This is a genomic window from Cupriavidus sp. GW823-FHT07B10 (genome assembly GCF_058794355.1).
This window is the reverse complement of the sequence record NZ_JBXAGS010000005.1, coordinates 18,097-44,941: the sequence shown is the minus strand read 5'-3', so window position 1 is coordinate 44,941 and position 26,845 is coordinate 18,097. Positions and strand designations below refer to the sequence as shown.

28 protein-coding genes are annotated in these 26,845 nt (G+C 69.6%); 9 read left to right on the top strand and 19 right to left on the bottom strand.

Annotation, left to right across the window (positions count from 1 at the left end; translation table 11 throughout):
• Positions 1-42: 42 nt before the first annotated feature.
• From AC1Q6V_RS12580 to AC1Q6V_RS12570, 3 genes are read left to right on the top strand one after another with little or no spacing between them, the layout of a single operon-like run.
• Positions 43-1,008, top strand: coding sequence for a DNA-binding protein (locus tag AC1Q6V_RS12580; protein WP_010809394.1), 966 nt, complete (start codon positions 43-45; stop codon positions 1,006-1,008).
• A 59-nt stretch (positions 1,009-1,067) separates the two neighbouring features.
• A complete protein-coding gene (locus AC1Q6V_RS12575) occupies positions 1,068-1,583 on the top strand; it encodes an Xre family toxin-antitoxin system antitoxin (protein ID WP_010809393.1) in 516 nt (171 codons plus the stop codon).
• Positions 1,580-2,053, top strand: a complete 474-nt coding sequence (locus tag AC1Q6V_RS12570; RefSeq protein WP_011617110.1) for an RES family NAD+ phosphorylase — start codon at positions 1,580-1,582, stop codon at positions 2,051-2,053. The genes AC1Q6V_RS12575 and AC1Q6V_RS12570 overlap by 4 nt, the downstream gene beginning before the upstream one ends.
• Positions 2,054-2,056: 3 nt before the next feature.
• On the opposite strand, the gene AC1Q6V_RS12565 is transcribed toward AC1Q6V_RS12570, so the two are convergent.
• Positions 2,057-3,634, bottom strand: coding sequence for a fatty acid--CoA ligase (locus tag AC1Q6V_RS12565; RefSeq protein WP_454749461.1), 1,578 nt, complete (start codon positions 3,632-3,634; stop codon positions 2,057-2,059).
• 232 nt (positions 3,635-3,866) lie between these two features.
• Here AC1Q6V_RS12565 and AC1Q6V_RS12560 point away from each other — a divergent pair, with 232 nt between their 5' ends.
• Entirely contained in the window at positions 3,867-6,137 is a 2,271-nt protein-coding gene (locus tag AC1Q6V_RS12560) for an ATP-dependent DNA helicase (RefSeq protein WP_454749460.1), read from the top strand.
• 124 nt (positions 6,138-6,261) lie between these two features.
• Positions 6,262-6,585: a thioredoxin family protein gene (locus tag AC1Q6V_RS12555; protein WP_454749459.1), complete on the top strand. Its 324-nt coding sequence runs from the start codon at positions 6,262-6,264 to the stop codon at positions 6,583-6,585.
• A 17-nt stretch (positions 6,586-6,602) separates the two neighbouring features.
• Here the strand turns inward: AC1Q6V_RS12555 and AC1Q6V_RS12550 are convergent, their stop codons facing one another.
• On the bottom strand, positions 6,603-7,034 hold the full coding sequence (locus AC1Q6V_RS12550) for a VOC family protein (RefSeq protein ID WP_010809388.1): 432 nt from the start codon (positions 7,032-7,034) through the stop codon (positions 6,603-6,605).
• 121 nt (positions 7,035-7,155) lie between these two features.
• Here AC1Q6V_RS12550 and AC1Q6V_RS12545 point away from each other — a divergent pair, with 121 nt between their 5' ends.
• Positions 7,156-8,040 carry a LysR family transcriptional regulator gene (locus AC1Q6V_RS12545; RefSeq protein WP_010809387.1) on the top strand — a complete coding sequence of 295 codons (885 nt, stop codon included), beginning with the start codon at positions 7,156-7,158 and terminating at the stop codon, positions 8,038-8,040.
• A gap of 11 nt (positions 8,041-8,051) precedes the next feature.
• Here AC1Q6V_RS12545 and AC1Q6V_RS12540 read toward each other — a convergent pair whose 3' ends face one another.
• The 7 genes from AC1Q6V_RS12540 to AC1Q6V_RS12510 form a co-directional block, all read right to left on the bottom strand.
• Positions 8,052-8,387: a cupin domain-containing protein gene (locus AC1Q6V_RS12540; RefSeq protein ID WP_010809386.1), complete on the bottom strand. Its 336-nt coding sequence runs from the start codon at positions 8,385-8,387 to the stop codon at positions 8,052-8,054.
• Positions 8,388-8,491: 104 nt separating this feature from the next.
• On the bottom strand, positions 8,492-8,698 hold the full coding sequence (locus AC1Q6V_RS12535; protein WP_011617114.1) for a hypothetical protein: 207 nt from the start codon (positions 8,696-8,698) through the stop codon (positions 8,492-8,494).
• 88 nt (positions 8,699-8,786) lie between these two features.
• Positions 8,787-9,140, bottom strand: coding sequence for a hypothetical protein (locus AC1Q6V_RS12530; RefSeq protein WP_454749458.1), 354 nt, complete (start codon positions 9,138-9,140; stop codon positions 8,787-8,789).
• A 181-nt stretch (positions 9,141-9,321) separates the two neighbouring features.
• Positions 9,322-10,785 (bottom strand): efflux transporter outer membrane subunit, encoded by a 1,464-nt coding sequence (locus AC1Q6V_RS12525; protein WP_454749457.1) that lies wholly within the window; start codon positions 10,783-10,785, stop codon positions 9,322-9,324.
• On the bottom strand, positions 10,782-11,690 hold the full coding sequence (locus AC1Q6V_RS12520; protein ID WP_454749456.1) for an efflux RND transporter periplasmic adaptor subunit: 909 nt from the start codon (positions 11,688-11,690) through the stop codon (positions 10,782-10,784). The genes AC1Q6V_RS12525 and AC1Q6V_RS12520 overlap by 4 nt, the downstream gene beginning before the upstream one ends.
• Positions 11,687-11,905, bottom strand: a complete 219-nt coding sequence (locus tag AC1Q6V_RS12515; RefSeq protein WP_010809381.1) for a DUF1656 domain-containing protein — start codon at positions 11,903-11,905, stop codon at positions 11,687-11,689. Before AC1Q6V_RS12515 ends, AC1Q6V_RS12520 begins: the two co-directional genes overlap by 4 nt.
• 26 nt (positions 11,906-11,931) lie before the next feature.
• Positions 11,932-13,932 carry an FUSC family protein gene (locus AC1Q6V_RS12510; RefSeq protein ID WP_454749455.1) on the bottom strand — a complete coding sequence of 667 codons (2,001 nt, stop codon included), beginning with the start codon at positions 13,930-13,932 and terminating at the stop codon, positions 11,932-11,934.
• A 208-nt stretch (positions 13,933-14,140) separates the two neighbouring features.
• Between AC1Q6V_RS12510 and AC1Q6V_RS12505 the strand changes: the two genes are divergently transcribed.
• Positions 14,141-15,046 (top strand): LysR family transcriptional regulator, encoded by a 906-nt coding sequence (locus tag AC1Q6V_RS12505; RefSeq protein ID WP_454749454.1) that lies wholly within the window; start codon positions 14,141-14,143, stop codon positions 15,044-15,046.
• A gap of 21 nt (positions 15,047-15,067) precedes the next feature.
• Here AC1Q6V_RS12505 and AC1Q6V_RS12500 read toward each other — a convergent pair whose 3' ends face one another.
• On the bottom strand, positions 15,068-15,646 hold the full coding sequence (locus tag AC1Q6V_RS12500; protein ID WP_011617120.1) for a hypothetical protein: 579 nt from the start codon (positions 15,644-15,646) through the stop codon (positions 15,068-15,070).
• A 157-nt stretch (positions 15,647-15,803) separates the two neighbouring features.
• On the opposite strand from AC1Q6V_RS12500, the gene AC1Q6V_RS12495 reads away from it, so the two are divergent.
• Positions 15,804-16,310, top strand: coding sequence for a GNAT family N-acetyltransferase (locus AC1Q6V_RS12495; protein ID WP_454749453.1), 507 nt, complete (start codon positions 15,804-15,806; stop codon positions 16,308-16,310).
• A gap of 11 nt (positions 16,311-16,321) precedes the next feature.
• On the opposite strand, the gene AC1Q6V_RS12490 is transcribed toward AC1Q6V_RS12495, so the two are convergent.
• Positions 16,322-18,664, bottom strand: a complete 2,343-nt coding sequence (locus tag AC1Q6V_RS12490) for a cytochrome P450/oxidoreductase (RefSeq protein ID WP_010809376.1) — start codon at positions 18,662-18,664, stop codon at positions 16,322-16,324.
• A 71-nt stretch (positions 18,665-18,735) separates the two neighbouring features.
• Positions 18,736-19,722 carry a Bug family tripartite tricarboxylate transporter substrate binding protein gene (locus AC1Q6V_RS12485; protein ID WP_010809375.1) on the bottom strand — a complete coding sequence of 329 codons (987 nt, stop codon included), beginning with the start codon at positions 19,720-19,722 and terminating at the stop codon, positions 18,736-18,738.
• 181 nt (positions 19,723-19,903) lie between these two features.
• On the opposite strand from AC1Q6V_RS12485, the gene AC1Q6V_RS12480 reads away from it, so the two are divergent.
• Positions 19,904-20,740, top strand: a complete 837-nt coding sequence (locus AC1Q6V_RS12480) for an IclR family transcriptional regulator (protein ID WP_454749452.1) — start codon at positions 19,904-19,906, stop codon at positions 20,738-20,740.
• Positions 20,741-20,927: 187 nt separating this feature from the next.
• On the opposite strand, the gene AC1Q6V_RS12475 is transcribed toward AC1Q6V_RS12480, so the two are convergent.
• From AC1Q6V_RS12475 to phnG, 7 genes are read right to left on the bottom strand one after another with little or no spacing between them, the layout of a single operon-like run.
• Complete coding sequence (locus AC1Q6V_RS12475) at positions 20,928-22,145, bottom strand: alpha-D-ribose 1-methylphosphonate 5-triphosphate diphosphatase (protein ID WP_010809373.1); 1,218 nt, start codon at positions 22,143-22,145, stop codon at positions 20,928-20,930.
• Positions 22,146-22,169: 24 nt separating this feature from the next.
• Positions 22,170-22,898 (bottom strand): phosphonate C-P lyase system protein PhnL, encoded by a 729-nt coding sequence (gene phnL / locus AC1Q6V_RS12470; protein WP_010809372.1) that lies wholly within the window; start codon positions 22,896-22,898, stop codon positions 22,170-22,172.
• Between the two features lie 5 nt (positions 22,899-22,903).
• Entirely contained in the window at positions 22,904-23,680 is a 777-nt protein-coding gene (gene phnK / locus AC1Q6V_RS12465) for a phosphonate C-P lyase system protein PhnK (protein ID WP_010809371.1), read from the bottom strand.
• Positions 23,677-24,579 (bottom strand): alpha-D-ribose 1-methylphosphonate 5-phosphate C-P-lyase PhnJ, encoded by a 903-nt coding sequence (locus AC1Q6V_RS12460; RefSeq protein ID WP_010809370.1) that lies wholly within the window; start codon positions 24,577-24,579, stop codon positions 23,677-23,679. The genes phnK and AC1Q6V_RS12460 overlap by 4 nt, the downstream gene beginning before the upstream one ends.
• Complete coding sequence (locus AC1Q6V_RS12455; RefSeq protein ID WP_010809369.1) at positions 24,576-25,694, bottom strand: carbon-phosphorus lyase complex subunit; 1,119 nt, start codon at positions 25,692-25,694, stop codon at positions 24,576-24,578. Before AC1Q6V_RS12455 ends, AC1Q6V_RS12460 begins: the two co-directional genes overlap by 4 nt.
• 1 nt (position 25,695) lies before the next feature.
• Positions 25,696-26,313 (bottom strand): phosphonate C-P lyase system protein PhnH, encoded by a 618-nt coding sequence (gene phnH, locus AC1Q6V_RS12450; protein WP_011617125.1) that lies wholly within the window; start codon positions 26,311-26,313, stop codon positions 25,696-25,698.
• 1 nt (position 26,314) lies between these two features.
• Positions 26,315-26,800, bottom strand: a complete 486-nt coding sequence (gene phnG, locus AC1Q6V_RS12445) for a phosphonate C-P lyase system protein PhnG (RefSeq protein ID WP_454749451.1) — start codon at positions 26,798-26,800, stop codon at positions 26,315-26,317.
• Positions 26,801-26,845 lie beyond the last annotated feature (45 nt).

The following is a 26,845-nucleotide window of genomic DNA, read 5'->3' as shown; positions in this document are numbered from 1 at the left end:
AACCTTATTTGTCCTCTCACAGACTTTTTGCCGGATCCCATCATGGAAACCCTTCGCAGCCGTGGCATTACCCGGGACGACGTCTGGCAGGCCGCCGACAGCCTGCTCAAGGCCGGCCAGCGGCCCACCATCGAACGCATCCGCCTGCACCTGGGGCGGGGCTCTCCCAATACGGTCAGCCCGCACCTGGATGCCTGGTTCGCGGCACTGGGTGGACGTATCCAGGATCCACAGGCCTTTGCGCCCGCACCCGGATGCCCGGAACCAGTCACGGAGGCAGCGCGCTACCTGTGGGAAGCGGCGCTGCAGGTAGCCAAGGCCTCGGCCGAGGCCGCGCTGGTGCAGCGTGAGGCGGCGCTGGCCGAGGCCCGGGCGGCTCTGGAGCAGGAGCGCGAAGTCCTGGCGCAGGAACGCCAGGTCATGCAGGCCCGACTGGAAGGGGCCGAGACGGCCATGGCGGAACTGACACGGGCCCGCGACGTCGCCACGGAGCGCGCCGCGCGCGCTGAAGCCGCAGCCGTCGCCCTGCAGCAACAGGGAGAGACAATGCGCGCAGAGTCGGCCGCGGCGCTGTTGGCACACAACGCGATGCAGCAGGATTTCGCCGCGCAGCGGGCGGCGTGGGACCAGGAGCGGGAAACCGTGAACCAGCGCGCCGCCGCCAATGAACGGCGCATGGCGCTGGAGCTGGACGCGGCGCGTGTGACGGCCAAGGAGACCCAGAAGCTGCTGGAAGCCGAGCGCAAGGCGGCCGTTGAGCGGCTGACGCGTGCCGCCGAGGCCGCGTCGCGGCAGGGCAGCGAGATGACCCGTCTTGGCCAGACGCTCGCCGTTCTGGAAGAACGGGTGCGGCAGCGGGAGAGCCTGCTGGCCGAGTATCGCGACCAGGCCGGTGCCGCAACCACGGCCGCCGCCGGCCCCGCCAGTCCGGCAGTCCGCCGCACACGGCCGGCCCGCGCTGCGCTGGCCGCCGGCAAGGGGAGTCGGCGGCGCACGCGGGCCTTATAGTGAAGCAGGTGGCTTTTCCCAATTGAGCTATACTAAATGCTCATTTGATGAGGTCTGCCATGCCGCTCACGCTCACTCCCAAAGGCCGCTATCCGCTGGCTCATGAACGCCCGGCTCCGCCCGAGCTGAGCGTCAACAACTACGTCGCCGTCTATGAGGCGAGCCTGTCGACGCAAGGCGCCATGTCGGTAATCCGCGCGATTCGTGAAGGCGTGCCGGCTTCAGACCTGACCCGCCTGGCCGAATCCATGGGCACCACCAAGGAGCAGCTGATCAAGACACTGGACTTGCCGCGCGCCACCGTGGACCGCAAGGCACGGGCGCACCAGAACCTGTCGAGCGAGCAGAGCGAGCGTGTGCTGGGCATGGCGCGGCTGGTCGGGCAGGTCCAGGCGCTGGTGGAAAGCTCGGGCGATCCGCGCGGTTTCAGCGCGGCGCAGTGGGTGGCGCAGTGGCTGGAGCAGCCTTCGCCGGCGCTGGGCGGGCGCCGCCCCGCTGAGCTGATGGATACGCTCGCCGGCCAGCGTATCGTTTCCGACCTGGTGGCCAGGATGCAGAGCGGGGCGTACGCGTGAGGCCAGCCTGGCGGATCGCGACCGACACCCCAGACTACACCGCCGACGACGCCAGCGGCGCCGGCGCCAAGGCCACCGGCGGGCGCTGGAACCGGCAGGGCACGCCCTTGATTTATGCGGCGTCCAGCATCGCGCTGGCTTGCCTGGAAACGCTGGTCCACCTGGGTTCAGGCGGGCTGCCGCTGAACCGCTACCTGGTCCGGATCGACATCCCCGACGAGCTATGGGCGGCTGCGCAGAAACTGAGCGTCGACACCGCCCCCGTAGGCTGGGATGCCATTCCCGCCGGAAAGACCAGCCTCGACACCGGCGAAGCCTGGACCGCCGGGGGCACCAGCGCCTTGCTGCTGGTGCCTTCCATCGTCATCCCTGAAGAGCACAACGTGCTGGTCAACCCGGCGCACCCCGACGCCGCGCGGCTGGCTTACGTCAAGGTCCGCCGCTGGCAGTACGACGCGCGCCTGGTCTGAGGCTCAGGCCGTGGCGCCCGCGCGCAGCATGTGCTTCTGGATCTTGCCGCTGGTGGTCTTGGGCAATGCGTCCACGAAGTGATAGCGGCGCGGGCGCTTGTAGGCTGCCAGCCGGTCACCCTGCAACAGGAAGGCGTCGAGCTGCGCCGCGCTGACCGGTCCGTCGCCGCGCGTCACCACATAGGCGCCGACGACCTGGCCCCAGGTCGGATCGGGTTCGCCCAGCACGGCTACCTCCAGCACGGCCGGGTGCTCGATCAGCGCGTCTTCCACCTCGCGCGGATAGACGTTCTCCGCGCCGGAATTGATCATGTAGTCGATGCGATCGCGGATCCACAGGTAGCCGTCCGCATCCAGGCTGCCGAGGTCGCCGGTGTGGTACCAGCCGTGCGCGAGCGCGCGCGCATTGGCATCCGGGCGGTTCAGGTAGCCCTGCATCATGCAGGGGCCACGCACCAGCACTTCGCCGACTTCACCGGGCACGCACGGCTGCATGGGGTCGGTCGGCTCGCCGTCGTCGCGCAGCCTGGCCACCACCAGCTCATGGCCGAGCGCGGGCAGGCCTGCCGAGCCGGCGTGGCTCAGCTGCTCATGCGGGTAAAGCACCGACATGCACGGGCCCATTTCCGTGGTGCCGTACACCTGCACCAGCCCGGCGCCGACCTTGCGGTCCCATTCGCGGATCAGGTGCGGCGCCATCGACGCGCCGCCGTATTCCACCAGCCGCAGTGAAGACACGTCGCGTGCGTCGGCATCCGGATGGTTCAGCAACATGCCCACCATGGTCGGCGCGGCAAAGAAGTGCGTGACGCGCTCACTTTCCACCAGTTGCCAGGCCTCGCCCGCGTCGAAGCGGCGCTGCAGCACCTGCGTGGCGCCAAGCTGCAGCCGCGGCAGGAAGCTGGTGTGCAGCTCGGCGGTATGGTTCAGCGGCGCCACCGACAGGCCCACGTCCTCGCGCGACAGCGTCATGGCCTGGTGCATCATCGCGTTGTGCTGCAGCTTGCTGCGATGGGTGTGCACCACGCCCTTGGGGCGGCCGGTGGTGCCGCTGGTGTACATCAGGATGCAGGGATCGTCCTCATGGACCGTCACCGCGGGCGGCGTGGCGGGCTGGGCCGCGGCCAGCGTATCGAGCCGATGCGTGGCGAAAGCGGGGGCGGCATCGGGGTCTGCGTAGATGCGCAGCGAGGTGCCGGGCGCCAGTTCGGCGGCCTTTTCCACCACGCCCGCGCCTTCCTGCTCGAACAGCACTGCCTTGGCGCCGCCATCGTTCAGGATGTAGGCCAGTTCCTGCGCAGCCAGGCGGTAGTTGACCGGGTTGTAGACCGCGCCGATGCGCGCCGTGGCCAGCAGCGTGAAGACGAAGGCCGGAGTGTTGTAGAGGAAGGCCGCGACCACGTCGCCCTTGCCGATCCCCAGCGACTGCAGTGCGTGCGCGTGGCGGTTGACCTCGGCATCGAGCTCCGCATACGTCCACGCGCGTCGCCCGGCACCGATGCCGCTGACCAGCGCGGTCTTGCGCGGCAGGTAGCGCGCGGGCCAGGAGAGGGTGTCGCCAAGGGTGATGCCGCGGGTCAAGGTTGTGCTCCGGTCGTGGTCCGCCGGCGCGTCGGCAGGCGGTTGTTGTCTTGTAAGCCGGACAATATAGAGCGGCGGGTGGGGCACATGGAAATAACGTTTTGCTCTTTCCTTATGCCGGAGTTGCAGTCATGCGATAAGGCTCTTGCGTGATACTGTATATTCATACAGTTGCTGCCGCGCCCCGTTTCCTGTGTCCGCCGTCCCGCCACCCATTCCAGCCCCGCCTGCCATGGCAGCCGCACCGGCCTACGTGGTGGCCGTGCGCGCGCTGTGCGAATTCACCGCCAAGGCGGGCGACCTGGACCTGCGCTTCGTGCCGACGCCATCGGCGCAGGAGGGCGTGGCCGGGCATGCGGTAGTAACCAGCCGGCGCGGGGAGGCCTACCAGGCCGAAGTGGCGCTTGCCGCCGATTTCGGGCCCTTGCGTGTGCGCGGCCGTGCCGACGGCTACGATCCCGTCGCCAACCGGCTCGAAGAAATCAAAACCGTGCGCGGCGATGCCGCGGTGCCGGACAACCACCGCCACCTGCACTGGGCGCAGGCCAAGGTCTACGGCTGCCTGTTATGCCGCAAGCTGGGGCTGCCGGGGCTGGAGATCGCGGTGGTCTATTTCGACATCATCAGCCAGCGCGAGCACCCGGTTGCGGAGCACTTCACTGCGCAGGCGCTTGAAGCCTTCTTCGTGCAGACCTGCGAGCAGTTCCTGCACTGGGCGCAGGCGGAACTGGCCCACCGGCAGGCACGCGATGGCGCGCTGGCGCAGCTGGCCTTTCCGCACCAGGGTTTCCGCCCGGGCCAGCGCGAACTGGCGCAGGCGGTCTATAACGCCAACCGCGCGGGCCGCCACCTGCTGGCGCAGGCGCCCACCGGCATCGGCAAGTCGGTCGGCACATTGTTCCCGGTGCTCAAGGCCATGCCGGGGCAGGGCATCGACAAGGTCTACTTCCTGTCGGCCCGCTCCACCGGGCGCGGGGTGGCGCTGCACGCCGCCAATGCGTTGCGCGGCCACGGCGCGCGGCCGCTGCATGTGCTGGAGCTGGTGGCCCGCGACAAGGCTTGCGAGCATCCGGAGCTGGCCTGCCACGGCGAGTCCTGCCCGCTGGCGCGCGGCTTCTATGACCGTCTGCCGGCAGCACGCGAAGCGGCGCGCGGCGTGCCGGTGCGCGACCGCGCCGCGGTGCGCACGCTGGCGCTGGCACACGGGATCTGCCCTTACTACCTGTCGCAGGAGCTGGTGCGATGGAGCGACGTGGTGGTGGCCGACTACAACTACTACTTCGACCGCAGCGCGTTGCTGTATGCGCTGACCGCGGCCAATGGCTGGCGCGCCAGCGTGCTGGTCGACGAGGCCCACAACCTGGTCGAACGCGGCCGCGCCATGTACACCGCGGAACTCGACCCCCAATCGCTGCGCGAGGTGCGCCGCGGTGCGCCCGCCGTCGTACGCAAGCCATTGACACGGCTGGCCCGGCAATGGGGTGCGCTGGCACGCCAGAGCGACGATGCCTATGAAGTCCTGCCCGAAGTGCCCGCCGCCTTCCGCCGCGCGCTGGACGAATGCTGCGCGGCGGCATTGACGCATATGACCGAGCACCCAGGCGCGCAGGATCCGGCGCTGCAGCGCTTCTATTTCGATGCGCTGCATTTTGGACGCCTGGCCGAGCAGCTCGACGCGCATTCGCTGTTCGATATCCAGCGCGTGCCGCGCAGCGGCCGCGGCCACCGTGCGCGGCTGTGCCTGCGCAATGTCATCCCGGCCCCGTTCCTGCGCCCGCGCTTTGGCGCCGCGCATTCGGTCACGCTGTTCTCCGCGACCCTCGATCCCGCCGCCTACTACCTCGATACGCTGGGTTTGCCGGCCGATTGCGCGCGGGTGCAAGTGCCATCGCCGTTCCGCGCCGAGCAACTGTCGGTGCGGATTGCAGCGCGCATCTCCACCCGCTATGCGCGGCGCGAACAATCGCTGCCGGCCATCGTCGAGCTGATGGCCGGCCAGTTCCGCGCACGGCGCGGCAACTACCTGGCGTTCTTCAGCAGCCACGAGTACTTGCAGCAAGCCGTGGCCCGCTTCGCCCAGTCTCACCCCGACATTCCGCATTGGGTGCAGTCGCGGGGCATGGACGAAGCCGCGCAGGCGGCGTTCCTGGGTACGTTTGCGGAAGGCGGCGAGGGCATCGGCTTTGCGGTGCTCGGCGGCGCCTTTGCCGAAGGCGTTGACCTGCCCGGCGAGCGCCTGATCGGCGCCTTCGTTGCCACCCTGGGGCTGCCCCAGTTCAACTCGGTCAACGAGCAGTTCCGTGCGCGCATGCAGCAGGCGTTCGGGCAGGGCTATGCCTATGCCTACCTGTATCCCGGGCTGCGCAAGGTGGTGCAGGCGGCAGGCCGGGTCATCCGCACGCAGCAGGACCAGGGCGTGGTCTACCTGATCGACGACCGCTTTGCCGCGGCCGAGGTGCGCGAACTGCTGCCGGCATGGTGGGAAATCGCCACGGCGGCCTAGAAATTACACAGCCGGGCCAGTCTGGGGCATCCTCTTTGCGCGGTGCCTGCCCGAAGTCGCCGCTGGAACGAATCTGGCAGGCATGCGGATACCATCAGCCAGCTATCGCGAAAGGATCAGATCCATGCCCATGACCCAGCAATACGCGGCCACCGAGCCGACCCGCACGGAAGTGGATGCGCTGCCGGGCGCCACCGTGCTGGAATTCGGCGCGCCGTGGTGCGGCTACTGCCAGCGCGCCAAGCCGGCGCTGGCTGAGGCCTTTGCCGTGCATCCGGCATTGCGCCATCTCAAGATCGAGGACGGCAGCGGGCGCCGGCTTGGCCGGTCGTTTCACATCAAGCTGTGGCCGACGCTGGTGTTCCTGCGCGACGGGCAGGAAGTGGCGCGGCTGGTGCGCCCGACCGAGTCCGAGCCGATCCGCGAGGCCATGCGCCGCATTGCCTAGCCCGGCCGCGCGCTGCCTTATTTGGCGAACACCTGGCTCAGGTCGCCAAAGGCCTTGAACTCCAGCGCATTGCCCGACGGGTCCAGGAAGAACATGGTGGCCTGTTCGCCCACCTGGCCCTTGAAGCGCACATGCGGCTCGATCACGAACTGTGTGCCCGCCGCGCGCAGCCGCTCGGCCAGGGCCTCCCATTCGGCCATCGGCAGGATCGCGCCGAAGTGCCGCACCGGCACGTCGTCGCCATCGACGGCGCTGGTGGCGCGGTGACCACACTCCTCAGGCGACAGGTGCGCCACCACCTGGTGGCCATAGAAATTGAAGTCCACCCAGGCCTCGGAACTGCGCCCTTCGGGGCAACCAAGCAAGTCGCCATAGAAGCGCCTTGCCTCGGCCAGGTCGCGCACGGGGAAAGCCAGGTGGAACAGGGGAATAGAGGAAGTCGCGCTCATGCGGGAAGCCTTTGTCGGGGTCGTTATGCGGGCAGGCGTTGGCCTGCGCGTTGATTGTAGCCAGCACAACCCGTAATATGAAGCGAATCATTTTTGGCCTGAGTATCAGAATTTTCAATAGATGATCCGCTACTTCCAGACCTTCCTGGTGGCCGCCGAAACCGGCTCGTTCTCCGCCGCCGCGGCGCGGCTGGCGCTGACGCAGTCGGCCGTCAGCACGCAGATCCGGCGGCTGGAAGAGGACCTGGACTGCGTACTCTTCGATCGCACCGGCAAGTCGGTCGCGCTCAGCGAAGCCGGGCGCCGGCTGGTGCCGGAAGCGCGGCGCTTTGTCGAGCTCTATGCCGCGATGAAGGACCGCGCCGGCCCGCATGCCGACGCCGCGCCGGTGGAGCTGGGCGCTGTGTCGACGGTCCAGGCCACCTTGCTGGCCGATGCGATGCGGCATTTCCGGGGGCGGTTTCCGGACTCGCACGTCAACGTGGTGCCGGGCATGTCCACCCAGCTGCTGACGCAGGTGGATGCGCGCGAGCTGGACATCGCCGTGCTGATCCGGCCGCGGCTGGGCTTTCCGCCGGACCTCAAGTGGGTGCCGCTGGTGCGCGAGGGCTTTGTCGGCATCGGGCCCGCCGGTGCGCCTGCAGACCTGCGCGCGTTGCTGGAGACGCTTCCGTTCATTCGCTACAACCGCCACAGCACCGGCGGGCAGCTGGTGGACGGCTACCTGAAGCGGCAGCGGCTATGGGTCAGGGAAGGGATGGAGCTGGATGAGCCGGCCGTGATCCTGCTGATGGTGGCAGCTGGCCTGGGTTGCGCCATCATCCCGTCCGGACTGGTGCCGTTGCAGCAGTCCGCGGGCGTGGTGCAGGCGCCATTGCCGGGCGGGCCGCTCTATCGCGACGTGGGCGTGCTGGTGCGCGAATCGGCACTGCGCCGCGCGCCGGTGGCGGCGCTGATCGATGCCTTTGTGGCTGCCAGCGCGCGCTGGCAGCCTGCCGTGGTGTAAAGGCGCGATACTCAGCGGCTGCCGGGCAGGACCAACGTGACCAGCACCGAGGCATCGGAGATGGCGGTCACGTCGTAGCGCACGCTCGGCCCCAGATAGAGCAGGTCGCCCTGGTGCAACTGGCGCTCGGCGCCGTCCACCCGCACACGCACCTCGCCCTCCAGGCATTGCACAGTCATCGGGCCATCTACCGCATGGGGCGGCACATGCTTGCCCGCCTTCAGCACCAGCCGCATCACTTCCAGCGGGCCTTCCTTGAACAGGGCCTGGGTGGCGGTCTGGTCCAGCCGTGCGCCCAGTGGCAGCACGCTGGCGATCTGTCCGGATTCAAGGTGGGGAAGGGACATGCGCGGCTCCTCGCTCTCTGGTGGGGTGGCTTGTCAGGCACGGCCGGCGCCTGGCGGCGGCACGCCTTCTCAATCTAGCACCCGAGCGCGCATCTCAGAAGCACTCAGCGTGATGTAACCGGCGAAGTCGCCGACGCGGCGGCTTCCACTTGTGCGCAAGGCGTGGCATTGCGGGCTTGTGCGGTGCGCTCGGCTGCGGTCCTGGCAGCGGCGCGGCCGCGCTCGATCAGAGCCCAGTCAGGGCCGGCGGCCGCGGGAAAAGACGCGGCCAGGGCGCCAAGGCCGAGCAGCGCGAACAGGATGGTTTTCATGAGGGTTCAGGGAGGTATGGGAAAAGAGACGGGGCCTTGCGCCCCGTCGACACGCCACGGCGGCTGCCGTGGCGCGGGCAGGCGCCGGTCAGGCGGCAGCCGGTACGCGTGAGCCGCCATGCGCCGGCGGTGCCGACACGCCGCGGCGGTCCATGCCTGCCACTTCCATGCCGGCGGCAGCGCGGTTGGCGCCGTCGGTGAACGGGTCGCGCCGGTCGTTGACGCGCGCGCCATCGGTGAAGGGGTCGCGCTTGCCATTGACGTGCGCACCGTCGGTAAACGGGTTGCGCTTGCCGTTGTGCAGGTTGTAGCCGTTGCGGTCGGCGGCGACGCCGCGGTCGTTCAGGCCTTGCGCCATGGCAGGGCTGGCCAGTGCGGCGGCACCGAGTGCTGCAATCGAGAGGGTCGTGGCAAGAAGGGCTTTGAGAGCGTTTTTATGCATGTCTGCTGTTTTTGGGTGGGTGGACGGCATGGCCCGCGAAGGGCCGCGCGGGGATGGCGGATCTGCCACCCGCGCCGTCCGGGTTCGCCTTTTGGGCGGTGCCGTCGCGTGGGAAGCGCGCGGCACGGGACGAAGTTTAGTCAGGTCGATGCATTCCTGTGATGATTTAAACGTCGAAAGATCAGTCGTTTTTTTCATTGCCAGTCGCATTGATGGCGGCCACCTTGCCGCCGGCCTGCCAGCCCCCGCCAAGCGCGAGGAACAGGTCGACCTGGCGCGCGGCGACATGGCCTTCGGACGCAGCCAGTGCGGCCTCCGCATCGGCCAGCGTGCGCTCGGCGTCCAGGTGCGCCAGGTACGGGATGCGCCCCGCCTGCTGCAGGCGGCGCTGCAGCCGCGCAGCTTCTGCGGCCTGTTCGCGCGCCGCGTGCAGGGCGTCGTGCCGTTCCAGTTCGCGCGTGTAGGCCGACAACGCCGTTTCGGTTTCCTGCAATGCGCGCAGCACCGCGCCATCAAAGCGCGCCAGGGCGGCGTCGGCCGCGGCTTCATGCCTGTGGATGCGATGGCGCACGCCGTTGGTCGGCAGCGACCAGCTCAGCAGCGGCCCCACGCTCCAGCGCGCCGTCGGGCCGCTGCCAAGGTGGCTCAGCACGCCGGTCAGCCCGGCGCTGGCGCCGATGCTGATCGATGGATACAGGTCCGCCGTGGCCACGCCGATGCGAGCGGTGGCCGCGGCCAGTTCGCGTTCCGCCTGGCGGATATCGGGCCGGCGCCTGAGCAGCGCTGCGCCGTCACCCACTGGCAGCGGCACACGCAGCGTGGGTTCGGCATGGCAGTCCACCTCGGCCTCTGGCAGTGCCGCAGGCGGCTTGCCCAGCAGCAGCGCCAGCCGGTGGCGTGCGACGCTACGCGCGGCTTCCAGCGTTGGCAAGGCAGAGTGCAGCGCTTCGGTGCGGGCACGCTCGCGCGCCACGTCGGCGGGTTCGCCGCGGCCGGCGTCGACCAGGCGGCCGGTGGCGTCCAGCGTGCGTTGCTGTACCGCGAGCTGCTGCGTGGCGGCGGCCAGTTCATGCGTGGCGGCGCAGCCCTGCACGTAGGCGCGCACCGTCTGCGCCGCCACGGTGACGCGCACCATGTCGAGCGTGGCCGCGCTGGCTTCGGCGCCGGCCAGCGCGGCCTCGTCGGCGCGGGCCAGCTTGCCGAAGAAATCGATCAGGTAGGACACGCCGAAACCGAAGTCGCCCAGGTTGAATACCGGTGGCTTGGTGGTCTGCAGGAAGCTTTCGCCCGACAGCTGCGCGCGCGAAACGCTGGCGCTGGCGCCGCCCTGCGGCAGGTTCTCGGACTCCACCTCGTGCAGGAGGGCCACCGCGCGGCGCAGGTTGGCGCTGGCGGCGCGGATGTCGGTGTTGGCGGCCAGCGCCTGTTCGACCAGCCGGTCGAGCCGCGCGTTGTCATAGAGCCGCCACCAGTCGTCGGGCACGGGCGCGATGGCCACGCCGGGCGCTTCGGCTCCCTGAAGCGGGCCGTTGGCGGCGGCCGCGCGCACTGCCGCATGATCCGGCACACGATAGTCCGGGCCCACGGTGGTGCAGGCGCACAGGCAGGCCGCGGCGCACGCCAGCCAGGGATGGCGCCGCTTCACGACCGGGGCCCCGTGCGGCGGCCGGCGTCATCGTCGCGCCTGGCTTCGCGAACGGCCACAGTCGCGGTGCGGCCGGAAACCAGGCGCACATCCGCGGGCACGTCCTCCAGCACGATGCGCACCGGCACGCGCTGTGCCAGCCGCACCCAGTTGAAGGTCGGGTTGACGTTGGGCAGCAGGTTCGAGCCCGCGCTGCGGTCGCGGTCCTCGATGCCGGCTGCGATGCTCTGCACGTGCCCGCGCAGGTGCCGGGGCTCGCCCATGATATGCACGTCGACCGGGCTGCCGATGCGGATCCGGTGCAGCTTGGTTTCCTCGAAATAGCCTTCCACGTGGAAGGACCCGGCATCGACCATCGACAGCACCGGGCGGCCGGTCGAGACATAGTCGCCCAGGCGCGGCAGCCGGTCGTTGAGGTAGCCCGCCACCGGGCTGCGCACGCTGGTGCGCTCCAGGTCAAGCCGGGCCAGCCGCACCGCGGCTTCGGCCAGCGCCAGCGCGGCTTCGCCTTGCTCTACGCGGGCACGCCCCTGTTCCGCGACTTCGGCGGCAACCAGGCCGTCGAGATTGCGGTTGCGCGCGGCTTCGCGCCGCGCCTGCGCCAGCGCGGCGCGCTGCGTCGCTACCGCGGCCAGCGCCTGCTGCAGGGCCAGCGCGTAGCGGTCGCGGTCGATCTCGAACAGGACTTCGCCTTGCTGCACATGCTGGTTGTCGCGCGCCAGTACGCGTGTGACCAGCCCGGACACATCGGGCGCCACCTGGATGATGTCGGCACGCACATGGCCGTCGCGGGTCCATGGCGCGGCCGTGTAGTAGTCCCACAGGTGGCGCAGCACCAGCAGGGCGGCGATGGCTGCCAGCAGCGTTGGCAGCAAGGGAAGCAGGGGGCGGAGTCGGAAGGTCATGACGGCAGTCCCGGCACCGCGACAAAGACTGCGGCCACGGCGCCAAGGACGATCACATAGAGGGAAAGGTTGAACATCGAGCGGTGCCAGATATGCCGGTACCAGCCGAGCGCGGCCAGCACCATGCGGATCGCGGTAGTGGCGGCGAAGGCCAGCACCATCAGCACCAGCACGCCTGGCACGAATACGCCATAGAGGTCGATTTCACTGAGCATTCGGCGGCAGCGGAGAGTTGGGGAGGTCAGCGGGACAGGGCAGCCACAGGGCCAGGCAGCAGCGTGACCTGCAGCACCACCAGCGCGCCGAGCGTGCCGCGGTGGTCAGGGCGGCCACCTGCGGGCAACGCGGCCACGCCGGCGATGGCATCGGCCACCCAGGCGGCCAGCCCCGCCGGAGCCGGCACGGCATGGCCCGCGCGCAGCCGCGCGCGGAAATGCCTTGCCACCGCGGCCAGCACGCGGCGCACCGGCTTGCGTGCCGCGGGCGGCAAGGCCGGCAGCGCCTTCTGCAGCGCCAGCGCGCAATAGCCGACTTGCAGCGCGTGGAAGCCGTCGGACGACAAGGGATCGCCGGCAGCCCCCAGCCGCGGCACCAGCTGGCCGAGCCGGTCCAGCATGCGCGCGCCCAGCCGCGCATCCCCATCGGCCGCTCGCAGCGTGGCGGCCTGGGCCAGGTCCTGCCAGCTGGCGCGCACCAGCCGGTGCGCCGCCGCGCGCGCGCCGAACGGGCGTACCGCCATCGACCACAGCGGCGCGAACAGCATGGCTGCGGCGCTGGCCAGGCAGGTATTGAAGGTGCCGAGGAAATCCGCATCGAACACGGCCTGCACGTTGGCGAACGAGGCCGTGTTGACCGACAGCAGCATCGCAATCAACTGGAAGCCGGGCCGCGCAATCAGCAGGCCAATGCCGAGATAGGGCAGCGCCAGCATCGCGGCCAGCGCTTCAAAGGTGTGCGCGTGCGGCACGACCAGGAACAGGTAGCCGCACGACACCAGCAGGCAGATCGTGCTCCAGCGCAGGAAGGCACCGGCCATGCGGCGCGGCTCGTCGATGGCCGCAAGGAAGCAGCAGGCGATCGATGCCACCGCGACCGCGCCGGCGCCGCCCTCCCAGCCCGAGAAGATCCACAGCAGCCCCGCGCAGAATACGGCCAGGCCGCTCGACACGGCGCCGAACAGCAGCATGCCGTGGTCGTGGTGATGGCCTGCAGCCTCCGGGGCCGCGTTGCCGCGCAGCTGCGGCGCGCCGGCGCTGCGGTCGCCTATGCCTTGCTGCAGGGCGCGGCATTCAGCGTACAACGCGCCCAGGCGCTGCAGCTGGTCCGCCGCCGTGGCGGCGAGGCTGGCTTGCCAGTCGACCTCGCCCGCGCGGCTATCGGCAAGCCAGCTGCCCGCGGCGACCGGAGGCGGCGTGGCAGCATCGGTCGCCAGCCAGGCGGTCGCCGCCGCCATGGCCTCGCGCACTGGCAACGGGATGCCGTCCGGATGGCCGCGCAGCGCGTGCAGCACGCTCTCCAGCGACGACAGCAGCGGCATCAGCATGGTCATGCGCTGGCGCAGCGCGCGGGCATGGCGCAGCGTGTGGCTGCCCTCGGTGTCATAGGCCAGCTGGCTGACCAGCTGGTCCAGCGCCAGGATGTCGGCAGCGAGCCGGTGGCGGCTGTCGTCGGCGCGCGGGCTGCCGGTGAGTATGTCCGATGCCCAGGCCGACGCGTCGGCCAGCCAGGTGGCTGCGCGGGACCGCAGCGCGGGCGCCACCTTGGCCGGGAAGACGACCGAGCCCACCAGCCCGGCGCAGACGATGCCGATCACGATTTCCTCGATCCGGGCCACGGCAATATCGAAGATCTGCGCCGGCGCGCTGACGGCCGGCAGCGCGACGATCGGCAGGGTGTAGGCCGCCAGCAGGTACACATAGCTGCGCGGCGTGCGCTGCAGCAGCGACAGGTACACCAGCACGGTGATCCACAGCGCGATCGCACCCATCAGCACGATCGGCATGTTGACCAGCTGCGGCACCGTGGCCACCGCGGCGGTGGCGCCCAGCATCGTGCCGGCCACGCGGTAGGCCGCCTTGGAACGGGTGGCGCCGGTCAGGGGATGGGAAACGAAGTACACCGTCGCCATGGCCCAGTAAGGCCGCGGCAGGCCCAGCGCCAGCGCGATATAGAGCGCCAGCATCGCGGCGGCGAATGCCTTCAGCGAGAACAGCCACTGTCGTGCATTCGGCCAGCTAGCCATGGAGCGGGGTCTTCAAGAAGAGTTGAGGGCACGCCGCGGCCTGCCGCTCCACGCTTCATTGGCGGCGCGGTTGGGCGGGGGCGATGTGTGGAAGCGAAGTGTAGCCAAACCTTTCGCATTCCATTCATGATTTAATATTGGCCTTTCCATTCCCTTTGTTCATGGGTGGCGAAACCGGCCTGCCGGCGGCCCGCCGTCCCTCAGCACCATGCCCATCGATATCCGCGCGCTGCGCTATTTCGTCGAGACTGCCCGGCTGCGCAGCTTTACCCAGGCCGCGGCCTCGCTGTTCGTCACCCAGTCGACCATCAGCAAGATGGTCAAGCAGCTTGAGGACGAGGTCGGCCAGCCGCTGCTGATCCGTGAAGGCAAGAGCGTGCGGCTGACCGACGTGGGCCGCGTGGTCTACGAGCGCGGGCAGGAGGCGCTGGGCGTGGTGCACCGGCTCACGCTGGAGGTGTCCGACCTGTCCTCGCTGGGCCGGGGGCAGCTGACCGTGGGGATCCCGCCGATGGTCAACCTGTTCTTTTCACCGGCGGTCAGCGCGTTCCGGCAGCGCTATCCCAACCTGTCGCTGACGCTGGACGAGCACGGCGGCCAGGTGGTGGAGCAGCTGGTGGCAAGCGGCGAGCTGGAGGTCGGCGCCACGGTGCTGCCGGGCGACAGTGGCCTGGCGCTGGAAACGCGCCAGTTCGGGCGCTACCCGATCTGGGCCGTGGGGCCGCGCAAGGCCGCGTGGGCGCGCGGGCGCACCGTCACGCTGGCGGCTCTGCGCGATGAGCCGCTGGTGATGCTGACAGATGACTTCTCGCTGACGCGCATGCTGCGGCAGGCGTTTCTGGAAGCACGCATCGAGCCGCGCGTGGTGGCGCGCAGCGGGCACTGGGATTTCCTGGCATCGATGGCGGCGGCGGGGCTGGGCACTACCTTCCTGCCGCAGCCGCTGGCTGAGCGCCTGCAGGGCCAGGACACACTGGCCATGGCGCGGCTGACCGCGCCGGCAATGGACTGGACCATGGCGCATATCTGGTCGCCGGGACGCTACCTGTCGCATGCGGCGCGGGCATGGCTGGCGGTTTGCGAAGAGGTGCCTGGGGGCGGAACGGGATCTTGAACCGGCGCGCTTGCGGCGGCCTCATTTCTTCAGGCACTGGTCCGGCAGGATATCGAGCAAGACCAGCGATTTCTGCCCGGCCACGTAGTGGTAGCGCAGCCTGACCCCCAGCTTGCCGAGCACCGGCACATCCGGGTTGCGGCAGATGCCGCGCTCCAGGATAGGCTTGGCCGTCGCCATGAACTCGCGGGTATCGTCACGCGCCGCATCCACCCCCGAAACCTTCAGCTGGAACTCGACGATCTTGCCCGGCCGCGTCATGCAGCCGTCGAAGCGGGTGGTGTCGTCCAGGTCCACCGGGCCGGCGCGCATCAGCTCCTGGCAGGCCATGCGCAGCTCACGGTCGACATCGCCCGCGGTCAGGCGGGTCACGCCGTTCATGCCCGTAGGCTTGCCGCGCACCGTGCCCAGCAGCAGCGTGGCCAGCCCGGACAGTTGCGGGGACGGCGCAGGCGTGGCGGCCACGGTGGCGGAAACGGCAAGTGGCCCGGCCAGCAGGGACAGGCCCAGGCACACAGCGGCATTGCGCAAAGGATGGTGGTCGGGGACGGCGGGGGCAGCGGGGGCAGGGCGCATGACGCAACGGGAACAGGATTGCATGGGGTTCGCGCTGCTACTTTAGCCTTGGCGCCTTGCCGCCGTTGTCAGGCGTTGTCCTACGGCGCAACGGTGGCTTGCCCTGGCGGCCGCGGCATGCCAGTGAAGGAGAGCGTAGAATCCGGGTCGCCAAGACCTGATCGAAGTCCCGAGTCCCGCCATGTCCGTGCAGATCCGCCCAGAAGCACCGTCCGACGCCGACGCCATTGCCCGGCTGACCACCGCCGCCTTCCTGTCGGCGCCGCATACCAGCCACACCGAGGCGTTCGTGGTCAATGCGCTGCGCCGCGCCGGCCAGCTGACGGTGTCGCTGGTGGCACAGGCAGGCGATGAACTGGTGGGACACGTGGCGATTTCGCCGGTTACGGTCTCATCCGGCGCGACCGGCTGGTACGGACTGGGCCCGATCTCGGTGGCGCCGGACCTGCAGGGGCAGGGCATTGGCTCGCAACTGATGCGCGCGTCGCTGGACCAGCTGCGCCGCCTTGGCGCCGCCGGCTGCGTGGTGCTGGGCGATCCCGGCTACTACGGCCGCTTCGGCTTTGCCGCGCGGCCCGGGCTGGTGCTGGACGGCGTGCCACCCGAGTACTTCCAGGCACTGGCGTTCGACGGCGGCTATCCGGCGGGCAGCGTGCAATACCACGACGCCTTCAACGCCACCGCCTGACGGGCGGGCGCTCAGAGCTCCAGCACCAGCCGGCCGCCGCCACAGGCGCGCGAGCAGCACGCCATCATGCGCTGGTTGGCCTCGCGCTCGCTGCGCGTGAGCACCACGTCGCGATGGTCGACCTGGCCGGCCAGCACGCGCACCTCGCAGGACCCGCACAGGCCTTCCTCGCAATCGCTCTGCACATCGATATTGGCGCCGCGCAGCGCGCTCAGCAGGGTCTGGCCGGCCGGGACTTCCATGACCAGGCCGGAGTCCTTCAGCTCGACGGAAAAGGGCAGTTCCTTCGACGCATCCAGCGTGCCCAGCTTCGATACGAAGTGCTCCACTCGCAGCGCATCTTCCGGCCACGCCGCGCAGCTCTCGGCCAGCGCATCCAGCATGCGCTGCGGGCCGCAGGCGTAGATCTGGGTGCGCGGGTCCGGCCGCGCCAGCAGCTTGCCGAAGTCGGCGCGCTGGCCTTCATCGCTGGCGTGGACGTGCAGCCGCGCACCGTGCAGGGCCTGCAGTTCATCCAGCATCGCCATCGCCTGGCGCGAACGGCCGCAGTAGTGGAATTCGTAGTCGATGCCAAGCGCACGGGCGCGCCGCGCCATCGCGCTGACCGGCGTGATGCCGATGCCGCCGGCGATAAAGATCGCGCGTCCGCAGCCTTCATCGAAGCGGAAGTGATTGCGCGGCCCGCGGATGCGCAGGCGGTCGCCGGCCTGGACGCTGCCATGCACCCAGGCCGAGCCGCCGCGGCTGTCGGGGTCGCGCAGCACGGCAATTTCCAGCGCCCCGGTGTCGTCCGGATCGCCGCACAGCGAATACTGGCGCGACAGCCCGGTATCGCCGCATTCCACGTCGATATGCGAGCCCGGCGCCCAGCGCGGCAGCGGCTTGCCGTCAGGCGCCGCCAGCCGCAGCCGGACCACGCCATCGGCGGCGGGCGTGACGCGCTCGACCACCACCGTGCGGGCGATGGTGTGCGCGGACGGTTCGCCGATGCGCACCGGCTGGTGCACCTCGAGCAGGGCCGGGTCGCGGCGCTCGGGGTTCTGCGCGGGGTCCCATTCCACCAGCAGGTGCTCAGGGCCGCGGAACGAGGTGTTGGGCACATAGGTGAAGGTCTGCTCGGCCAGGCGCATATGCGGCAGCCGGCGTGTCAGCTCCTCCAGGAAGACCTGCATCTCCATGCGCGCCAGGTTCTTGCCCATGCACTGGTGCGAGCCGTAGCCAAAGGTCAGCTGTTCGCTGGCGTTGTCGCGGCGGATATCGAACAGGTCGGCATCGGCGAAATGGCGCTCGTCATGGTTTGCCGAAGACGTGACGATCAGCAGCTTGCTGCCCGCCGGCAGGCGGATGCCGCCGACCTCGGCGTCGCGCGTCACCAGCCGCCGCCATGCGGCGACGGAGCCGTTGTGGCGCAGGCATTCTTCCACCGCGTTGGGGATCAGCGATGGGTCGTCGCAGATCTCGCGCCATGCATCCGGATGCTGCAGCAGCAGCTTGATGGCATTGGCCGAGGCGTTGGCGGTGGTCTCGTGCGCGGCAACGATGCCGGCCATCATCATCGAATGCAGGTAGGAGTCGGTGACGACATCGGGCAGTTCTTTCTGCTTGCGCAGGCCGTACTGCATCCAGCCCGGGCCGGACGGGTCCTCGCGCATCTTGTCCAGGATGCGGCCCGCCAGCTGCCAGAAATTGCCCACGGCATGCGCCACCGCCACCTGTTCCTCCGGCTTCGGCCGGCCCCAGGTGTTGACGGTATGGGCGATGGAGTACTGGCGCAGCAGGTCCATGTCCTCTTCGGGCACGCCCAGGAAATGCAGGGCCACGGTCAGCGGCACTTCCCACAGCATCTGGTCGACCAGGTCGGCGCGGCCATCGTCGATAAAGCGGTCGACATACTCGCGCGCCAGGCGGCGCACCAGCGGCTCATGGTGCGCCAGTTCCGCGGGCGTGAAGGGCGCCATCAGCGCGCGCCGGCGCGGCATGTGGGCGGGCTCGTCCTCGTTGACCAGCGTGCGGTTCATGGCATAGCCGTAGGAGGCCAGCACGGCATTGGCCTCGTCGCCGGTGGGCGTGATCTTCTCCAGCGCGATCGACGGGCTGAAGGTCAGGTTGTCGCGGAAGATCGCCTTGATGTCTTCATAGCGCGTGACCACCCAGTAGCCCAGCCTGGGGCTGTAGAACACCGGCTCCTGCTCGCGCGACCAGCGCACGTATTCGGGCGGATCCTGCTGGTAGCCGTCGCCGAAGGGATCGAATTGCGCCGCGTTGTGGCTGACCGGGCAGCCGTTGGGCGCGGTCAAGGCGCTGTGGTCGATCGGGCAGCCGCTGCGCGCGGCGCTGGGGGAGGGGTTGGCCATGCTGCGTACTCCTGGCGAAAAACAGGGCCGTCCGGTCAGGGCCGGACGGCCATTCGGTGTTGCGGCCGGACTCAATTGTCCAGCGTGATCTTCAGGTCGCGGATCAGCTTGGTCCAGCGGGTGGACTCGCTGCGCAGCAGCTCGCTGAACTGAGCCGGCGAGTTGCCGACCGGCTCAACGCCGAAGTCCACCAGCCGCTTGTTGACAGCGGGCTCGCGGATTGCCGCGACCACATCCTTGTTCAGCGTGTTGACCACCTCCGGCGGCGTGCCGGCCGGCACCACCATGCCCACCAGCGCGGCGGCTTCCACGCGCGGGTAGCCCAGTTCGGCAAAGGTCGGCACGTCGGGCAGCTGCGGCAGCCGGGTGGCATTGGCCACCGCCAGCGGCCGGACCTTGCCGCCCTTGATAAAGCCGGCGCCGGCAGCGTAGTCCACCATCATCGCCACCACCTGTCCGGCGGCCACGTCCGACAGCGCCGGCGCGGCGCCGCGGTAGGGGGCATGCGTCATCGACAGGCCGGCTTCCACCTTCAGCAGCTCCATCGCCAGGTGGTGCGGGCTGCCCGCGCCGGCCGAGCCGTAATTGATGCCGCCCTGGGTGGCCTTGGTCTGGGCGATGAATTCCTTGGCGCTCTTGACCGGGCTGGCCGCGCCGACCACCAGGATCATCGGGAAGCGGCCCAGCAGCGTCACCGGAGCCAGGTCCTTGCCAGGGTTGTAGGAGAGCGATTTGTACAGCACCGGGTTGAACACCAGCGTGCCGTTGTCGGCCGACAGCACGGTATAGCCGTCGGCGGCCGAGCGCGCCGTCTCGGCCGCGCCGATGGCGGTATTGCCGCCCGGCTTGTTGTCCACCACCACCGGCTGGCCGACCTTGGCCGACAGCCCCTGGCCGATGGTGCGCGCCAGGAAGTCCGAGCCGCCGCCGGCGGCGTAGGGGACGATCCAGCGGATCGGCTTGGCAGGGTAGGCGTCGGCGGCATGCGCGGGGGCGGCGGCCAGCATCGGCAGGGCCAGCGCGCCAATGGCCAGGCGCTTGAAGTTGAGGCGGGGCATGGGGGCTTGTCTCCTTGTTGGTCAGCCCGGTGTACAGCACCGGTGTTTCTATTTCGCGTAAATCATATACGCATTGCGTAATGATTGAATGCGGGTTAACCTTGAACTGTCCTGCAGCGGCCGCATGGCTTGATCCGCCTTCCATGTGATGACCGCTCACCGTTTGCCGGATCTTCCCGCCATGCCCCGACCGAAAGCTGCCCAACCTCCGATCGAACCCGCCGACGCGCCCCGCACGCGCGAACGCCGCCAGCGCGTGCAATCGGCGGTCACCGGCATGGCCGTGCTCAAGGGACTGGCCCGGCTGGGCGGACGCGCCAGCCTGACCGCGCTGGCCGCGCGTATCGACGAAAGCCCGGCCAAGGTGCACCGCTACCTGGTCAGCCTGGTGGAAGAGGGGCTGGTGGCGCAGGAGACGGGCACGCAGCAATACCACCTGGGCTTCGAGGCGCTGCAGATCGGCATGGCGGCGATGCGCCAGGCCGACCCGATCCGGCTGGCCGAAGCCTCGCTGGTACGCCTGCGTGAAGCGCTGGAGGTGACCTGCTTTGTCGCGGTGATGGGCAACAAGGGGCCGACCATCATGCGCTTTGAGGAACCGGGTTTGCCGGTGACGGTGAATGTGCGCGCGGGCTCGGTGATGCCATTGCTGTGGTCGGCCACCGGGCGCGTGTTCCTGGGCCTGCTCGATGAAAAGCGCGTGCATGCCCAGGCCGAGGAGGAGCTGGCCGCGGCAAGTCCGGCGCGGCTGGCGTTGCTCGATGGCAAAGACCCCATCGGCGCGCTGCGCCGCGCGGTGCAGGCCGACGACTGCGCCTGGGTGCGCGACACCAACCTGACCGGCATCAGCGCCGTGGCGGCGCCGGTGCGCGACTACACCGGGCGCGTCTGCGCAGTGCTGACGGCGCTGGGCGCCACCGGCGGCTTTGATCCCGCCATCGACGGGCCCATCGGCAGCGCCGTGCGGCGCGAGGCGCGCGCGGTCAGCACGGCGCTGGGGTTCAACCCCGGGGCCTGATCCGATCGCTCAGCGGGTGAAGCCGCCATCGGCCAGCAGCGAACGGCCGTAGCCAGCGCTACTGTGTTGCCGGCCTGACCGGACGCAGGCTCGTACAAGCGATGACCGAGATTGCGCTCGATTTCCTGTTCAGATCAGCAGTCTGGCGGAGGCGCAGCGGAATTTTACGAATCCGGGCCAATCCTCCTTATGCCACCTCGCGCAGCGCGGTTTCGCGCGGCATGGCGGCATCGCCAACGTGCCGCACCGACGGATACCCCGCCGCAAACACCAGCCTCCCGCCAGACCAGGTATGCGTGACCATCGGCTGGCCTGCCACGCCGGACACGGCGATCACGTCCGCGCGCAGCCCCGGCGCCAGGCGCCCGCGGTCGTCCAGCAGGCAGGCGTCGGCCGGATTGACGGTGACCAGCGCCAGCGCCTGGTTCAGCGGCAGGTCGGCCAGGCGCGCGGCGGCATACGCGGCGGCGATCAGCGTGGACGGCTGGTAGTCCGAGCACAGGATGGTGCCCACGCCGGCGTGAATGGCGTCGATGGCGCGCATCGAGCCGCTCTGGCTCTTGCCGCGCAGCACGTTGGGCGCGCCCAGGATGGTCGGCAGCGCCTGGGCGCACGCGGCTTGCGCGGTTTCCAGGTTGATCGGGAACTCGCTCATGCGCACGCCCAGCGCGCGCATGGCGGCGATGCGCTGCGGCGAATCGTCGTCATGGCTGGCGGTGGGGATGCCCAGCGCATGCGCCCTGGCCACCAGCCGGTTGACACGCTCATGCGCGCCTTCCAGCGCGGCGGCCTTCTTGTCGGCCGCATCGGCGGCTTGCTCGCGGCTCATGCCGTGGTTGCCCATCATGTAGGCCAGGTAGGCATCCATGGTCTTGAACTGGCCCTGGCCCGGCGAGTGGTCCATCACGGACAGCAGGTCGACCACGCCCTCGGCCATCAGGGATTCCAGCACCGGCACGGCGCTGGAATCGGTGACTTCGTAGCGGCAATGGATGCGGTTGTCGACCAGGCTGTGGCGGCGATACGCGGCCAGGGTGCGCACCAGCGTGGCCGCGGTATCGACATTGCGCACGCCGAACTGGTTGCCCGCGAACGACAGCGCGTGGTACGGCGTGGTGATGCCGGCCGCGGCGTTGCGGCGGTCGACCTGAGCCACGGCAAAGTCCAGTGGGAACAGCACGCTGGCGCGCGGTTCGACTTCCTTCTCGATGGCGTCGCAATGCACGTCGACCAGGCCCGGCATCACGGAGTGGCCATGCAGGTCGATCACGGTGGCGTGGGTGGGGACCGCTGCGGGTGCCGGTTCGATGGCGGCGATGCGACCATCTTCGATCAGCAGCGCGCTGTCGTGCAGCACGCGGTCCGGCAGCACCAGGGTGGCGTGCGTCAGGTAGGTAGCAGACATGTCCGGCTCCGTTCTGGGATCAAATCAGGCAAGGGCGCTAGCGGGTTGCAGCGGCAGCAGGCGCGTGGCCACGGCATCGCGCACGGCTTCATCGTGGAAGATGCCGATCAGCGCGCGGCCTTCGGCCAAGGCTTCGCGGATCAGCTCGACCACCACGGCGCGGTTGTCGGCGTCCAGCGAGGCGGTGGGCTCGTCCAGCAGCAGGATCGGGTGGCCGCCGATCAGCCCGCGCGCGATGTTCACGCGCTGCTGCTCGCCGCCGGAGAAAGTGGCCGGCGGCAGGTCCCACAGCCGGCGCGGCAGGTTCAGCCGTGCCAGCAGTTCTGCCGCGCGGGCGCGGGCCTCCTCATGGCTGGCGCCGCGCTGCTGCAGCGGATCGGCCACCACGTCGAGCGCGCCGACGCGCGGAATCGCGCGCAGGAACTGGCTGACATAGCCGATCACGTCGCGGCGCAACTTCAGCACGCGTTGTTCTGGGGCGTGGGTCAGCTCGACCCACGGCTCGCCCTCGGCGCTGGTATCGCGCAGGCGGATGCTGCCTTCGGTGGCCAGGTAGTTGCCGTACAGGCAGCGCAGCAGCGTGCTCTTGCCGGTGCCGGAGGGCCCGGACAGCACCAGGCATTCGCCGCGGGTGGCATCGAAATCCATCGCGCGCAGCACCGGCAGGCGGATGCCGCCCTGGTTGTGCAGCGTAAACATCTTGCCGAGGCCGCGGACCTCGACCAGTTTCTGGGGGTGGTGTTCTGCGTGCATCGTCGTCAGCCCTGCAGGATGGAAGAGACCAGCAACTGCGTGTACGGGTGCTGCGGGTCGTCGAGGATCTGGTCGGTCAGGCCTTGCTCCACCACGCGGCCGCCTTGCATGACCAGCGTGCGGTGCGCGAGCAGGCGCGCCACGGCCAGGTCGTGCGTGACCAGCACGGCGGCGAGGCCCAGGTCCGCCACCAGGCGGCGCAGCAGGTCTAGCAGGCGGGCCTGCACCGACACGTCCAGCGATGCGGTGGGCTCGTCCATGAACACCAGGCGCGGGTGCGTGACCAGGTTGCGCGCGATCTGCAAACGCTGCTGCATGCCGCCGGAGAAGGTGCCGGGCACGTCGTCCAGCCGGGCCAGGTCGATCTCCATCTTCTCCAGCCAGGTGCCGGCGACCTCGCGCAGGTTGCCGTAGTGGCGCTCGCCCACGGCCATCAGGCGCTCGGCGATATTGGCGCCGGCGCTGACCTGCATGCGCAGGCCGTCGCGCGCATGCTGGCGCACGAAGCCCCAGTCGGTGCGGGCCAGCAGCCGCAGGCGCGCGCTGGACAGCGTGGCCAGGTCGGTCAGGCCGGACTCGCGCATGTCGTAGCTGACGCTGCCGCGCTGCGCCGGCGCCTGCATCGACAAGGCCTGCAGCAACGTACTCTTGCCGGAGCCCGATTCGCCCACCACGCACAGCACCTCGCCCGGGTACAGGTCGAAGCTGACGTCATGGCAGCCGTGCAGGCCGTCCCAGGTGCGCGTCAGGTTGCGCACCGACAGCAGCGGGGTGGCGCTCATCGGGCACCTCCGGCAGCGGCCTTGACGGCCTGGGCCGCCTGGCGGTCGGCGCAGTATTCGGTGTCGGAGCACACGAACAGTCGCGTGCCGGCGTCATCGGTGATGATCTCGTCCAGGTAGCTGTCGGTAGCGCCGCACTGGGCGCAGCAGCTGGACCACTTTTCCACCGTGAAGGGATGGTCGGCGAAGTCCAGGCTCCTGACCGCGGTGTACGGCGGCACGGCATAGACGCGCTTCTCGCGCCCGGCGCCGAACAGCATCAGCGCGGGGCTGCGGTCGAGCTTGGGATTGTCGAACTTGGGGATCGGCGACGGCCGCATCATGTAGCGCTGGTTGACGATCACGGGGTAGTCGTAGGTGGTGGCGATATGGCCGTGATGCGCGATGTCCTCATACAGCTTGACGTGCATCGCGCCGTACTCGGCCAGTGCGTGCATGGTGCGGGTCTCGCCCTCGCTCGGCTCCAGCCAGCGTAGCGGCTCGGGGATCGGCACCTGGAACACCATGGTCTGGCCCGCGTGCAACGGCGTTTCCGGAATCCGGTGACGGGTCTGGATGATGCTGGCCTCGGCGGTGCGCTCGGTGGTCTGCACGCCGGTGACGCGGCCGAAGAAGCGGCGGATATTGATGGCGTTGGTGGTGTCGTCCGAGCCCTGGTCGATCACCTTGAGCACATCATCCTTGCCGATGATCGCGGCCGTCACCTGGATGCCGCCCGTGCCCCAGCCGTAGGGCAGCGGCATTTCGCGGCTGCCGAAGGGTACCTGGTAGCCGGGAATCGCCACGGCCTTGAGCAGCGCGCGGCGCAGCATCCGCTTGGTCGACTCGTCCAGGTAGCCGAAGTTGTAGTGGTCATCGCGGGCAATGCCCGTTGCCATGGTGGTGTCGGGGGTGGTCATGCCAGCGTCTCCTCTTGCGGTTGCGCCTGCACGGTAGCGGTCACGGCGCCATCCTGTTCCGCACGCAGCCGGCGCAGCAGTTCGAGGTTGGCCTGGAAGTCCACGTAGTGGGGCAGCTTCAGGTGCTGCACGAAGCCGGAGGCCTCGACGTTGTCGCTGTGGTACAGCATGAATTCGATATCGTTGGCCGGGGCGTCGGCGGCCTCGCCCAGTTCTTCGGCGCGCATGGCGCGGTCAGCCAGCGCCATCGACATGGCCTTGCGCTCGTTGTAGCCGAACACCAGCCCGTAGCCGCGCGTGAAGCGCGGGGCTTCGTCGGCATTGCCGGCGAACTGGCTCACCATCTGGCATTCGGTCAGCTCGATCTCGCCGATGGTGACGGCGAAGCCAAGCTCTTCCACGAACAGTTCGACCTCGGCCGCGCCGAAGCGGATCTCGGCCGCGAACGGGTGCGAGTTGCCGTAGCCGCGCTGGGTGGAATAGCCCATCGACAGCAGGAAACCCTCATCGGCGCGCGCCAGGTTCTGCAAGCGCGCGGCGCGGTTGGCGGGGAAGCTCAGCGGCTCGCGCGTCAGGTCGGGCGGCGTGGGGTCGCCCGCGGGAATCTGGTCGGCTTCGACCAGTTCATCCGCTTCCAGCAGGCCGGTCACGCGCGGCATGCTGGCGGCGAGGGGTTCGGGCGAGGGCGGCAGCGGCTCGGGGTCGCGGCCGGCTTCGAGCGTGAAATCCAGCAGGCGCTGGGTGTAGTCGTAGGTCGGCCCCAGCACCTGGCCGCCCGGCACGTCCTTGAACGTGGACGAGATCCGGCGCTGCAGGCGCATCGCGCCGGTATCCACCGGCTGGGTATAGCCGAAGCGCGCCAGCGTGGTGCGATAGGCGCGCAGCAGGAAGATCGCCTCGATCTGGTCACCAGCGGCCTGTTTCAGGGCCAGCGCGGCCAGGTGCGGGTCGTACAGCGAGCCCTCGGCCATCACGCGCGACACCGCCAGCGGCATCTGTTCGCGGATCTGCGCCAGCGTGAGTTCCGGCACCGCGGTATCGCCGCGGCGGTAGGCATCGAGCATCCGGTAGGAATTGAGGATGGCGCGCTCGCCACCTTTGACGGCTACATACATGTCAGTCCTCCACCAGCGTGGTGCGCGTCAGCGCGCAGAATCGGTCGCCGCTGGCCAGCAGCAGGTCCACGCCGAGCGGGAAGCCGGCGTTGTTGGCGCGCCAGCCGGCGCGGAAGTCCGCGGGCAGCCCCGCCACGCGCAGCACCTGCGTGGTTTCGATGCCGGGGCCGCGCAGCGTGAGGGTGTCGCCTTCGGCAAGCGAGGCCACCTCCACCAGCAGCGTGGCCGAGCGGTCGGGGAAGGCCGGGTCGCCTTGCGCGCAATCCGCCAGTGCCGGTACGGCATAGCCGGCGGGCACGCAGACAAAGGCGGCGGCGCCGACATCGTCGGTCAGCGGGCAGCCGCAATGGAAGCGCAGGAACGCGCGCGCCGCGGCGGGCACGCCGGCAGGCAGCCAGACCGGGGTATCGGGATCGGCCAGCGTCAGCAGCAGCGCCGCCAGCGCGGGCGACAGGCCGCCGGGCAGGCCGCTGGCCACGGGCAGCGTCTGCAGCCGGCCCGGATGGGCAAACGCCTGCAGCGCGGCGCGGAAGACCTGCTGGGCGTCGTCGACCGGGTTGTTGAAGCCCGGCAGCAGCGAGGCGGCCGGGGCGGACAGGATCGGTTGCATGGCAGTCATTTCAGTCCTCTCCCCGGACCATGGTGAAGAACTCGACGCGGGTCTGGGCGACGGTGGCCGCTGCGTGTGCGGCGCGCTGCGCCTGCGTGCTTGCCAACGGCGCCAGCACGAACTCCTGCACGCGCTGGTGCCAGGCCGGGCGCTGCAGCAGCGCGTCCAGCACCGCGGCCTGTTCGGCGTGGCGGGCGCTACGGCCCTGGATATAGGCCACGCCTGCAGCGGCCCCGGCAGCGCCGTCTTCCAGCACGACCGCGCAGCGCGTGACCGTGATTTCCCCCAGGTTGAACTGGGCACCGGTCCCGCCTGCGCGGGCCCGGACCATGGCCATGCCGGACTCCGGCTTGCGCAGCAGCCGGTAGGCCGGCAGCGCTTGCGCCTGGCCAAGCCGCTGGTAAGCGCCGTCGAGCGCGTTGGCGGGCGCCGTCGCCAGGATCCGGAGCCAGGCGGCGCGGGCGGCATGGGCCTGCGCGGTTTCGCTTTGCATCATCACCCCTATACGTCTATACGTTTAGATGTCACTGCTTGAACACGC